Annotated in this window: 10 protein-coding genes; 3 read left to right on the top strand and 7 right to left on the bottom strand. The window is 65.3% G+C overall.

The window, feature by feature from the left end; genetic code table 11:
* Positions 1 to 115: 115 nt before the first annotated feature.
* Positions 116 to 3,208, top strand: a complete 3,093-nt coding sequence (locus AB7849_RS07280) for a TonB-dependent receptor (RefSeq protein WP_369500768.1) — start codon at positions 116 to 118, stop codon at positions 3,206 to 3,208.
* 115 nt (positions 3,209 to 3,323) lie between these two features.
* Here the strand turns inward: AB7849_RS07280 and AB7849_RS07285 are convergent, their stop codons facing one another.
* From AB7849_RS07285 to AB7849_RS07315, 7 genes are all read right to left on the bottom strand, one after another.
* Positions 3,324 to 3,647, bottom strand: coding sequence for a sulfotransferase (locus AB7849_RS07285; protein ID WP_008216516.1), 324 nt, complete (start codon positions 3,645 to 3,647; stop codon positions 3,324 to 3,326).
* Between the two features lies 1 nt (position 3,648).
* Complete coding sequence (locus tag AB7849_RS07290; RefSeq protein ID WP_008216517.1) at positions 3,649 to 4,914, bottom strand: tetratricopeptide repeat-containing sulfotransferase family protein; 1,266 nt, start codon at positions 4,912 to 4,914, stop codon at positions 3,649 to 3,651.
* A gap of 54 nt (positions 4,915 to 4,968) precedes the next feature.
* A complete protein-coding gene (gene grxD / locus AB7849_RS07295; RefSeq protein WP_369500770.1) occupies positions 4,969 to 5,883 on the bottom strand; it encodes a Grx4 family monothiol glutaredoxin in 915 nt (304 codons plus the stop codon).
* A 102-nt stretch (positions 5,884 to 5,985) separates the two neighbouring features.
* Positions 5,986 to 6,198 (bottom strand): hypothetical protein, encoded by a 213-nt coding sequence (locus AB7849_RS07300; protein WP_008216519.1) that lies wholly within the window; start codon positions 6,196 to 6,198, stop codon positions 5,986 to 5,988.
* 4 nt (positions 6,199 to 6,202) lie between these two features.
* Positions 6,203 to 6,496, bottom strand: coding sequence for a MipA/OmpV family protein (locus AB7849_RS07305; RefSeq protein WP_081491873.1), 294 nt, complete (start codon positions 6,494 to 6,496; stop codon positions 6,203 to 6,205).
* On the bottom strand, positions 6,414 to 7,013 hold the full coding sequence (locus AB7849_RS07310; RefSeq protein ID WP_008216520.1) for an SGNH/GDSL hydrolase family protein: 600 nt from the start codon (positions 7,011 to 7,013) through the stop codon (positions 6,414 to 6,416). The genes AB7849_RS07305 and AB7849_RS07310 overlap by 83 nt, the downstream gene beginning before the upstream one ends.
* 60 nt (positions 7,014 to 7,073) lie before the next feature.
* A complete protein-coding gene (locus AB7849_RS07315; protein ID WP_369500771.1) occupies positions 7,074 to 8,318 on the bottom strand; it encodes an aminotransferase class I/II-fold pyridoxal phosphate-dependent enzyme in 1,245 nt (414 codons plus the stop codon).
* Between the two features lie 152 nt (positions 8,319 to 8,470).
* Between AB7849_RS07315 and rsgA the strand changes: the two genes are divergently transcribed.
* Together rsgA and AB7849_RS07325 are read left to right on the top strand one after the other, a co-directional pair.
* The gene (rsgA, locus tag AB7849_RS07320; RefSeq protein WP_369500772.1) at positions 8,471 to 9,526 is read left to right on the top strand and encodes a ribosome small subunit-dependent GTPase A; all 1,056 of its coding nucleotides are present in this window, start codon (positions 8,471 to 8,473) and stop codon (positions 9,524 to 9,526) included.
* 382 nt (positions 9,527 to 9,908) lie between these two features.
* The gene (locus AB7849_RS07325; protein ID WP_008210575.1) at positions 9,909 to 11,189 is read left to right on the top strand and encodes a flavohemoglobin expression-modulating QEGLA motif protein; all 1,281 of its coding nucleotides are present in this window, start codon (positions 9,909 to 9,911) and stop codon (positions 11,187 to 11,189) included.
* The last annotated feature ends 65 nt before the right edge of the window (positions 11,190 to 11,254 follow it).

Below are 11,254 nucleotides of genomic sequence, written 5' to 3' on the forward strand. Positions count from 1 at the left end.
CAAGCCATGAGGGAGTTCGCAAGTATTTACGGTAAGTAATTGCGAACTCGGGTTTTTGAGTGTCTGCCTCGTTTTTTCGTCGCCCTTCGCGACAATCTCTATTGGGGAGAAATACATGACTACTTGTAATGGAGCCGGTACCGGCGCCGGTAATTTCCGTTGGCGTCGCACTGCCCTGGCGGTGGCGCTGGGCCTCAGTTTTGCTGGTGCCGCGCTGGCGCAGAGCACGGTCGGCAGCATCTTGGGACAGGCGCCCGCAGGGTCGGGTGAGACCGTGGTGGTGAGCAACAGTTCGGGTATCTCGCGCGAAGTGCCGGTGGACAGCACGGGTCGTTTCCGCGTCGATCACCTGCCGGTAGGCAGCTATACGGTAACCCTCAAGCAGAACGGCACCGTCGTCAGCACCCACAAAGACACCTATGTCTCCACTGGCGGCGCCGCCGGCGTCGACTTCACCAGCAACGCCACGGCTGGCGGCAACAGCAATGCGACCCAGTTGTCGGCGGTCACGGTGACAGCCAATGCGTTGCCGTCCATCGACGTCAGCAGCGTCAATTCCAGCACCGTCATCACTTCGGCCGATCTGAAACGCCTGCCGGTGGCGCACAGCGCCGAGGCCATCGCGTTGCTGGCGCCCAACACCACGCCGGGCAGCAGCTACTTCACCGGTCCGTCCGGTGGTGCGCTGGTGTCCTTCGGTGGTTCCAGCGTGTCCGAGAACGCTTACTACGTGAACGGCTACAACGTGGGCGAACCGTACAAGAACCTTGGCGGCTTCCAACTGCCCTACGGCGCCATCGAGCAGCAGGAAACTCTGACCGGCGGTTACGACGCCAAGTACGGCCGTTCCGACGGCGGCGTGATCAACCAGGTGGGCAAGCGCGGCACCAACGAGTGGCACTTTGGTGGTCAGGTACTGTGGCAGCCGCGCTCGCTGGAAGGCAATCCGGTCAACTACCACTATGGCCATCCGACCATTCCGGGGCCGCTGGGCACGCTCACCTATCAGCCGGACGACCCCTCCAAGCCGGGCTCGCTGTACCGTTACCGCAACGACAACAAGTCCTGGGAAACCGTGTATTCGGCCTACCTGGGCGGCCCGCTGATCAAGGACAAGCTGTACTTCTTCCTGGCCGGTGAAACCACCAAGAGCAAGGGCACCAGCGTCGGCAGCATCGACAGCGGCAACGTATGGGAGTACCAAGACAAGCAGACCAAGATCTACGCCAAGCTGGACTGGAACATCACCGACAACAACGTGCTGGAACTGACCACGTTGCGCAACAACACCTCCAATGGTGGCGGCTCGTACTACGACTTCAATTACGACACCCTGAAGAAGGGCGCCTTCTCCAGCAAGGGCGACGTCACCAAGGACAATGCGCAGTTCTACATTGCCCATTTCACCAGCTATATCACCGACGCGGCCACGCTGAGCATCCTGGCCGGCAAGGCCCATTTCCAGGATCCGGTGGTTTACGGCAACACCAGCCCGCTGCCCTTCCTGTCGCAGACATCCTACGCAACGTTGCCCGACGGCAGCCACCCGCACAATGCCCAGACCAACACGACCTGGACCATGCCGGGTGCCAAGAATGCCAGCCGCGGCCTGCGCGTGGACTTCGACTACAAGTTGGGTGGCCACGACCTGATGGTGGGTATGGACAACATGTACCTGACGGCCACGGACCAAGGCCCGAGTCAGTTCAATCCGTTCAATCCGTCGCAGGACTTCTACTGGCGCTATTACCCGACAGTCTATGCAGATGGCAGTCACCGGGTCGACAAGCGCAACATCGGCTGGGCCACCAGCATGTCGACCTCGCAGAAGGCCTGGTACCTGCAGGACAACTGGCAAGTGGCTTCCAACGTCCTGCTGTCCATCGGCTTGCGCAACGACCACTTCACCAACAACAACAACCTGGGGCAGGCGTTCGTCGACGAGAAGAATCAGTGGGAGCCGCGTATCGGAGCGAGCTGGGACGTGTTCGGCGATTCCTCGTTCAAGGTCTACGGCAACGCCGGTCGTTACTACCTGGCGCTGCCCAACAATGCGGCTGAGCGCGCGGCCAACGTTTCCACCTTCCTGGTCTCGCACTGCCATTACACCACGATCGATCCCGCTACTGGCGAGCCCGCGGATCCGAGCAATTGCACGCCGTACGCCTCACCTGATGGCGAGAACGGTGCTCCCAAGGATCCGCAACAGGTCGCCGCGCGCAACCTGAAACCGGAGTACGAGGACGAGTTCATCGTCGGCTTCGACAAGAAGCTGGGTAGCAGTTGGGTGTATGGCGCCAAGGCCATGTGGCGCGACCTGAAGGCCGCCATCGACGACGAATGCTCGCCGGGCCAGATCGCCACCAAGATGACCAGTATGGGGCTCAATCCGGGCGAATACTCCAATTCGCTGTATGGCGCCTCGTATTGTCGCCTGTTCAACCCGGGCATGACCAACAACATGCTGGTGGTGTCCGATGACGGCAGCAGCCGGGTGAACGTGCCAATGACCACGAAGGACTGGGGCTTCACCCGCGGCGCGGTGCGCAAGTACGGCTCACTGAACCTGTACCTGGAGCATCCGTTCGACGGCAAATGGTATGGCCGCATCGACTACACCTACAGCCGTGGCTTCGGCAATACCGAAGGCCAGGTACGTTCCGACTTCGGCCAAGGCGACATTTCCAAGACCGAGGACTGGGACAGCTGGCAGCTGATGGACGGCCAGTACGGCGACCTCATCAACGTGCGCACGCACCAGCTGCGCTTCCGTGGCGATTATCAGATCGCACCGGAATGGCTGCTCTCGGCTACCTTGCTTGCCCAGTCCGGGGCACCCAAGGAATGTCTGGGTTACTTCGGTCCCGATGGCAATGGAGACCCTACTGGCTACAACAACGGCGGTAGCGGCAATTACCACTGGTGCAACGGCAAGCGCGTGACGCCGGGCTCGAACGGCCACACGCCGTGGACGGAACTGCTCAACCTGGGTGTGCATTACCACCCGGCGTTCGCAGACAACAAACTGGGTTTCAACCTGGACGTGTTCAACGCACTGAACCAGCAGCGAGCCACACAGGTTCAGCCGTCGTTCCCGACTTCCTATGACGGCGCCTCCAACACGGTGTACGTGAACAGTTACTACGGCCAGCCGACGTTCACCACGCCGCCGCGCACGATGCGGTTCTCGGTTACCTACGACTACTGATCGGCGAACATTTCGCATCAACCTTGAGCCACCGGCCTGCATGGCCGGTGGTTTTTTTGTCTTGCCGGAAGGGGACGACAGGAAACCGGCAGCCAGTCCAAGTTTGAGTGGCGAACTACCTGTCTGTCGACAGTAGCCCGGCTTGCTGAAGGCGACTGCGCAACGGCGCCAGCTTGTCGCCGTAGAGCGCGGCGCGCGCGGTATCCCGGCGCAGCGGCTGGCGCACCTGGGCGGAGCTGAAGGTAAGCACGGTGCGTGGTGTCTGGTGGAAGGCGAGGCAGGCCGGGTCGAACGGCAGTTCGCAGAAATCCAGCAGTGTGCGGATCTGTTGTTCCGGCGCGTGCTGCAGTGCCTCGTAGTGGTGATCGAACCATTGCTGCGGGAAACGCTTCTGCCAGAGCCGGCTCAAGCGCTCATAGCCGGCGCAGTAGTCCACCATGTCATCCAGGTCGTAACTGACCGGTGGTGAACAGCTGCCGATAGGCTGCGAAGCAGTTTTCCAGCAGGTCGCGCCGAGCATTCACCACCCGGGCCCCGGGCAGCATGGCCAAGGCTGCGCCGACGAAGGCCCAGTTGCTGACGTTCTTGTCGGTGAAGCGCAGATGCGTCGGGTGCTGACCGTGGGCGCGTGCCAGGTAGGTTTCGCCCAGACGGTGCCAATCAGCGGCGGTCGCGGTGGGTACCCACTGGGGGAAGGGCTGGCCGTGGCGTGCAGATTCCTCGTCGAGGATCTCGGGCAGCGTCTGGATCTCGTCGCTACCCGCGACGTCCGGGTGCGAGGCGAGGATCTGCTCGGCGAGGGTGGAGCCGGAACGTGGCAGGCAAACCACGAAGATGACTTCCTGTCCCAGCGCGGGATCCAGCGGCGCGGGCAGCGGGTGGGAAAACGCTTCCGCGATGGCATCGACGCGTGAGCGCTCCTCCTCACGGCTCCAGTACAGGGTTCGCCGCTTCAGAGCGTTGGCTTCGCTCACGACATCGAACGCTGCTGCGTAATCGGCCTGATCCTCCAGCGCCTTGGCAAGGGTGAAACCGAGCAGGATGCGGGTGTCGTCGGAGCCATCGGTCCGGTGAAGCAGGCGGCGCAGTTGCTCCACGTCACCGCTGCCCAGGATTTCGGTCTTGATGTTGCCAAGCGCGAGCCAGGCATCGACATCCTCGGGTTGCCGGCGCAGGGTTTCGCGCAGCATCGCCACGGCGGCCGGAATCTCGCCCAGGTTGGTCAGCACGGTGGCCAGTGCGTTGCGGGCCCTGGCATGGTTTGGGTCGATCGCCACGGCACGTTGCAGGGCATCGCGGGCCGGTTCCATGCGGGTGGATACCTGTAGTGCGCGGCCCAGGTTGTACCAGGCCGCGGCCATTCCGGGTGCGAGCTCGCTGGCACGCTGCAAGCTGGCCAGGCCAGCTTCGGTCTCGCCGGTCTCGAACAGGGCGTTGCCCAGCGTCATGTTGATAACTGCATCATCGGGCCTGACGGCGAGCACGCTGCGCAGGTGCGAGATGGCCCGGGGATGATCGCCGGCCATCAGGGCGGCGATACCCAGCAGTCGACAGGCTTCCGTATTGCCGGGGGCGAGCGCCAGCACTTTGTCCAGTTGTTGTTCGGCAAGAGCGATCTGGCCGAAACTCAGTGCGCGGCCGGCTTCGCGGAGCAGTTGGGCCACGCCGGCCCCGCCCTCGTTTGTGGAGGACGGGTTCATGCTCATGCCGTCATCACCTTTTGACGTTTCACACTGCGCTTCCCGCGGCGTCGGGTGCGTTCAGTGTCGCGTGGTGTAGGCGGCGTTCCATGCTTCCATCCCGCCTTCCACGTTGTGCACCTGACTGAAGCCGTGCGCGGCGAAGCGTTCGGCCATGCCCTGGCTGGAGATGCCATGCATGCAGATGAAGGCGAGTTGGGTGTCCTTGGGGAGGGCGGCGAGGGCGTCGTAGCCTTCTTCTTCCAGGATGCGCGCCTGTGGCAGCGGGGCGAGCTGGGCGCGGACGGCGGCGGGGCGCACGTCGATCAGGGTGATGCTGTTGTCGGCCAGGCGCTGCTGCAGTTCCTGCACGCTGAGCGACTTGATTTCCTGCGCGCCGGGGAACTTCAGGCTGAGGCCTTCGCCCTGCACGGTGGAGACCCAATCGATGACGATACCCTTGGCGCGCTGGGCGCTAGCGGGGTCGAAGTGCACTTCCAGGCCATTGGCGTGCGCCACGATGTCGCCGTCGCCGGCCGGGGCCAGCTGGAAACCGGCGCTGTGGTCGGGGCCGATCTCCAGATGCAAGGCCAAGCCTTCGGCATTGGCCGTGCCCTGGCGGATTGCCTCGGCGGCCTTGTCGGTGATGGTGATTTCAGGCGGGGTGCGGTCGGGCTGGGCCATGCCGAACAACTGGTGCAGTTCGCCGCTGCCGTACATCTGGCGGATGATGTCGGCGCCGCCGACCAGCTCACCCTCCACGTACAACTGCGGAATGGTCGGCCAGCTGCCGAATTCCTTGATGCCTTCGCGGATTTCCGGATCGTCCAGCACGTTGACGGTGTGGTAATCCGGCAGCAGCTCGTTGAGCGTGTTGGTCGCGGCGGCAGAGAAACCGCACATCGGCTGTTGGCGGTTGCCCTTCATGAACAGCACCACGCGGTGGTCCTTGAGCAGGGTTTCGATACGTTCGCGGGTAGGAGTGTCGAGGGACATGGCAAGGCTTCCGGCAAGCAGGCTAAAAGGGAATGGTACCCCTGATATGTTGCTGGAGGGGACAGGTTCAAGGTAGTCCGCCCCCTGCGGCTTGCCCGAATCTCAGGCGGTGGCGTGGCCCGCGGTCTCGTCGTGCAGTGCCGTTTCGAGCATCGTTACCACCTTTTCGCCCTGGCCGGCGAAGGCCAGTTCGATCGCGGCATGGTGGTCCAGTGACTCGATTTTCGTGTTGAACAGCCAGTTCCATACGGCCTGGCGGTCCGGTTCCAGGCGTTCGGCCAGGGTCACGATGCGTCGGATGATTCCGCTGTCCATGGCTTTAGAAGACGTAGGACAGCGAAGCGAAGTAGCTGACCGCATGGTCGGCATCGACCATCGGGCTGTCGGTGACGGCATGGGGCAGGCGTGTGTAGCGGGCGCTGATTAGCGAGAAAGCCCGGTTGTGAACCGCCCCCCCCGTTCGCCCCGAGCGCAGGCACTGCGGGCCGAAGTCGAAGGGTAGCCGCGATGGCGCAGGCGTTGCCGCAGGACTATCGCAGCGCCTGGCGTGCCACCGGCACCGTCGCTTCGGCCCACAGCGTGTACTGCGCCGCGGACGGATGCAGGCCGTCATCGGCGAGCAGCGCGGGATGCTGGCGTGAGAGCCCGGTGATGTCGACCCAGTGGGCGCCGCAGTGCAGGGTTTCGTCGCGGGCGATGGCGTTGTAGTTGTCCAGCTCGGCGCCGATCTTCGCGCAGTCGCGACCACTGTCGCGGGCGAAGGAAGTCACACCCCAATCGGGAATCGACAGCACCAGCACGCGTGACGAACGTTCGCCGGCCAGCGTGATGGCGCGTTCCAGCAGTGCCACGAATTCGCCGCGGTACGCCTCGGCGCTGCGTTCGCGGTACTGGTTGTTGACGCCGATCAGCAGGCTGACCAGTGCGTAGGGCGGGTCGAAGCGGGTGCCATCCATCGCCGCGGCCAATTCGTCGGTGGTCCAACCGGTGGTGGCGAGGATGCGCGGCTCGGCCAGCGGCACGCCTTCGTTGCGCAGTCGGGCCGCCAGTTGCGCGGGCCAGCGCCCGGTGGCCTCGACGCCTTCGCCGATGGTGTAGGAGTCGCCCAGGGCGAGATAACTCAGGGGCATGCCGGGTTCCGGGCTCTTGGCTCCTCCCGCTGCGTGCAGGAGGAGGCAGGGAGGGGGTGATTACGCCGCAGCGACGGTGCGCTCCGGCTGCTCGGTGGCCATTCGCGCCAGCACGCGTTCCATGCGCACGAACACTTCGGCCAGGTCCGCCGGCTGCGGCAGCAAGGTCAGGCGCAGGTGGCGACTGGCCGGCACGTTGAAGCTGGTGCCGGGCACCACGAGCACCGATTCCTCATCCAGCAGGCGCAGCGCGAACGCGTTGTCGTCAAACGTGGCGATACGGTCGGTACGCACTTGCGGGAAGGCGTACAGCGCACCGGCCGGGGCAACCAGGTCCAGATAGTTGCTGGAGGCGACGCCTTCGAGAATCACCCGGCGCGCCTCGTGCAGCCGGCCGCCCGGCGCGGTCAGCGCGTGAATGGTGGGCGCGCCCTGCAGTGCTGCGGGAATTGCCCATTGCGCGGTGACATTGGCGCACAAGCGCAACGCGGCCAGCAGCTGCAGCGCGTCACGGTACTCGGCCGTGCGGGCCGGGTTGCCGGACAGGCTCAGCCAGCCGATGCGGTAGCCGCAGGCGCGATGCACCTTGCTGAGACCGCCGAAGCTGATGCAGGGCAGTTCGCCGGCCACTTCGGCCAGTGGCTGGAACGGCGTGTCGTCATACAGGATGTCGTCGTAGATCTCGTCGCACAGCAGCAGTAGGTGATGGCGCGCGGCGATGGCGACCAGTTGTTCCAGCAGCGCCCGCGGGTAGACCGCGCCGGTGGGGTTGTTCGGATTGATCAGCACCAGCGCGCGGGTGCGCGGGGTGACCAGTGCCTCGACTTCGGCCGGATCGGGCAGGTGGCCGTTCTCCGCCAGGCAGCGGTAATGGCGCGGGGTGCCGCCGTTGAGAATGGTGGCAGCGCTCCACAGCGGATAGTCCGGGCTGGGCAGCAGCACTTCGTCGCCGGGTTGCAGCAGGGCGCGCAGGGAAAGGTCGATCAGCTCGCTGACGCCGTTGCCGACGAAGATGCGCTCCACCTCCACATGGCGTGCGCCGCGAGCACGCTGCTGTGCGGCAATCGCCTCGCGTGCCTCGTCCAGGCCTTGTTCGTGGCCATAGGCTTCGCTGTCGCGCAGATGTGCGGCGATGGCTTCGCGCAAATGGGCCGGTGCCTCGAAGCCGTAGCGGCCCGGATTGCCGATGTTGAGCTTGATGATCGGCCGTCCGGCCGCCTCCAGTTCGCGTGCGCGACGGGTCAGTGCACCGCGGATTTCGTAGCGCACGTCCGCCAGATGCGCACTGGGTTTGATCGAAGCCACCACCGGCATTCCTCGATATCAGGCCCGGCGCCACCGCCGGTGGGCCGATGCTAGCAGCGTGATGCACTGCAGCGCGAGCGTCCGGGGTGGCGCGCACGGGGCCGATTCCGGGCTATTCTCGGACAACCCCCGGACTGGCATCATCGCCCCCCATGACGGACGTCCAGAACATCGAGCGCCTTCGCCGTATCGGCTGGCGTGGCGAACACCTGCCCAGCGGCGACCTGCGACTGGCTCGCGTGGTGGCCCAGCACCGCACCGGTTACGAGCTGCACGACGGCGAGCAGGCCTTCAGCGCGCAGCCGGCCGGCCATTTCCTGAAGCGTGGCCTGGACCCTTCCGAACGCCCCGCCGTGGGCGATTTCGTGGAGGTCGAGGCGGGCAAGCCACCGCACATCGTGCGCGTGCTGCCACGACGCACGGTGTTGTCGCGCGCCGCCGCCGGCGAGCGCTATGAGCGCCAGCTGATCGCCGCCAACATCGACTACGTGCTGGTGCTGACCGGCCTGGATGGCGACTTCAATCCGGCGCGGATCGAACGCTATCTCTCGCTGACCGAGGATTCCGGCGCGCAACCGGTGGTATTGCTGAGCAAGCTGGACACCCGCGACGATGCCGAGGAATTGCTGGCCGCCTTGCGTGCGCGCCTGCCCGACGGCACGCCGATCCATGCCATCAACGGCAAGGAAGCGGCCAGCGCCGAATTGCTGACGAAGTACCTGCAGCTCGGCGACAGCGCGGTGCTGGTCGGCTCGTCCGGCGCAGGCAAATCCACCCTGACCAACACCTTGCTCGGGGTGGACAAGATGGCCACCAACACGGTGCGCTCGCACGACAGCCGCGGCCGCCACACCACCACGCACCGCGCGCTGCTGCAGCTGCCCAGTGGCGGTTGCCTGATCGATACCCCCGGCATGCGCGAACTGAAGCTCACCGGCGAGGAAAACCTCGACCTGTTCGCCGATATCGAGGCGCTGGCCGAACAATGCCGCTTCGCCGACTGTGGCCATGGCAGCGAGCCCGGCTGCGCGGTGCAGGCGGCGCTGGACAGCGGCGAACTGACGCCCGAGCGCTGGCGCAACTACCTCAAGCTGCGCGACGAACGCGAGGACCAGGCCGCCACGCTGGAAGCGCGCCTGCGCCGGCAACGTGGTGGCCGGCCGATCGACCGGCCGCACTCGCCGCGCGGCAAGCGCGAGCGGGAGTGAGGCGTTTGCGGCCCGGTCGCATGGCTTGTCATTCCGGCGCGGGCCCACGGCTGTCCGGAATAATCCTGGGATGTCCTTCGAGAGTGAATACCCGCGCCGCTTGCACGAGATGCAACAAGGGGGCGACTCCATTTCTGGCAGCGACCCCCTCTCCGGTTTGTCATCCCGGCGCAGGCCGGGATCCAGTAGCGATCACGCCGGTCCAAGCCATACGGCTACTGGATTCCGGCCTGCGCCGGAATGACGAGCGAGGGGGCGGTATCGGTACAAGTCATGCGGAGCCACAGGGTTCAAAATTATTTCGGACAGCAGTGGGCGCGGGCCGGAATGATGGTTGTGGATTGCGTTCGAGCGTCGCTGCAATCGCCGATACCGGAAGGCCATGGGCATGAACGCCACTCCCGCCTTGCAACGCTACGCCGATCTCGACCGCCGCCTGCTCGCCGCCGTGCGTGGCATCCACATCCTCGGCGCGGTCGCGTGGCCGGCGTCGCTGGAGCGCCGGATGATCGCCGACTACGCGCAAGGCCGCTTTGCGTTGCCGGAGGTGAACTATCGCCGGCCTGACCTGGCCGACGCGCGTGCCGAATTGACGGCGATCGAGCGCGAAGCCGGTGACGGCGCTGCTGCGCCAACCGATGCGTTGGGCGATTATCTGCGCCGTACCGCGGAGTCCTGGCGCATCGCGGCGGAAATGCTCGAAGCGGTGGGGACTGGCGGTGTCACCGCGCCGTCGATCGCACTCTACGGCAAGCCGGGTGACGTGATCCCCGGCAGCCATCGCAGCAACCTCGACGCGGCACGCTATTTCGTGGAGCTGTCCGACGAGTTGGGCGCCGACCTGTTGGCGGATGACATTCGCGTGGACATCCCGTCCGCCACCTTGCGCGACGAACTGGCCAGCACGCTGGACGGCTTCTTCGGCGCCGGCGTCATTGCCGTGGAACTGGACGCCGAATTGACCGCCAAGGCCGCCGCGGGCGCCACCCGCATCCGCCTGCGTGACGGCACCTGCTTCAGCGAGTACGACCGCCACCAGTTGCTGGCGCACGAGGCCTACGTGCATTCGCTGACCGCGCTGAACGGCCGCGAGCAGCCGCTGCTGGCCTCGCTGGCGCGCACTTCACCGCGCGTCACCGCCACGCAGGAGGGCTTGGCGGTGTTCGCCGAACTGATGTCCGGCGCCATCGATATCGCCCGGCTCAAGCGCATCAGCCTGCGCATTCTGGCCATCGACATGGCATTGAATGGCGCGGATTTCGTCGAGGTCTACCGCTTCTTCCACGAACGCGGGCAGGGCGTGGAAGACAGTTTCCATTCCGCCCAGCGCGTGTTCCGCGGCGTGCCGGTCACCGGTGGCGCGGCCTTCGCCAAGGACAACGTGTACCTGTCCGGCCTGCTCGCCGTGCACACTTTCTTCCGCTGGGCGTTCCGCGAGCAACGCATGGATCTGCTGCGCTACCTGTTCGCCGGCAAGCTGGCGCTGGCGGACGTGCTCAGCCTGGAGCCGCATTTCGCCGATGGAACCCTGGCATCGCCGCGCTGGCTGCCGCCGTGGATGCGTCACGCGCACGGGCTGGCCGGCAAGCTGGCGTTCTCGGTGTTCATCAACGGTATCCGCATGGGGCGGGTCGAGCCGGATGCGCTATCGGCGAGTGTCTGATCGCGCCTCGCGCAGCGCCTGCGTGGATGGCCGCGGCGCACGTTTCAGGCGCGAAACGTTCCAGG

Source organism: Rhodanobacter sp. FW021-MT20, assembly GCF_041107475.1.
In the GTDB taxonomy this organism is placed as follows: Bacteria; Pseudomonadota; Gammaproteobacteria; order Xanthomonadales; family Rhodanobacteraceae; genus Rhodanobacter_A; species Rhodanobacter_A glycinis.

What these genes read in the sequence shown, in the direction of transcription:
- AB7849_RS07280 (WP_369500768.1), top strand. Translation starts at nt 116, where the DNA reads ATGACTACTTGTAATGGAGCCGGTACCGGCGCCGGTAATTTCCGTTGG.
- AB7849_RS07285 (WP_008216516.1), bottom strand. Translation starts at nt 3,647, where the DNA reads ATGGTGGACTACTGCGCCGGCTATGAGCGCTTGAGCCGGCTCTGGCAG.
- AB7849_RS07290 (WP_008216517.1), bottom strand. Translation starts at nt 4,914, where the DNA reads ATGAGCATGAACCCGTCCTCCACAAACGAGGGCGGGGCCGGCGTGGCC.
- grxD (WP_369500770.1), bottom strand. Translation starts at nt 5,883, where the DNA reads ATGTCCCTCGACACTCCTACCCGCGAACGTATCGAAACCCTGCTCAAG.
- AB7849_RS07300 (WP_008216519.1), bottom strand. Translation starts at nt 6,198, where the DNA reads ATGGACAGCGGAATCATCCGACGCATCGTGACCCTGGCCGAACGCCTG.
- AB7849_RS07305 (WP_081491873.1), bottom strand. Translation starts at nt 6,496, where the DNA reads ATGACGGCCTGCATCCGTCCGCGGCGCAGTACACGCTGTGGGCCGAAG.
- AB7849_RS07310 (WP_008216520.1), bottom strand. Translation starts at nt 7,013, where the DNA reads ATGCCCCTGAGTTATCTCGCCCTGGGCGACTCCTACACCATCGGCGAA.
- rsgA (WP_369500772.1), top strand. Translation starts at nt 8,471, where the DNA reads ATGACGGACGTCCAGAACATCGAGCGCCTTCGCCGTATCGGCTGGCGT.
- AB7849_RS07325 (WP_008210575.1), top strand. Translation starts at nt 9,909, where the DNA reads ATGGGCATGAACGCCACTCCCGCCTTGCAACGCTACGCCGATCTCGAC.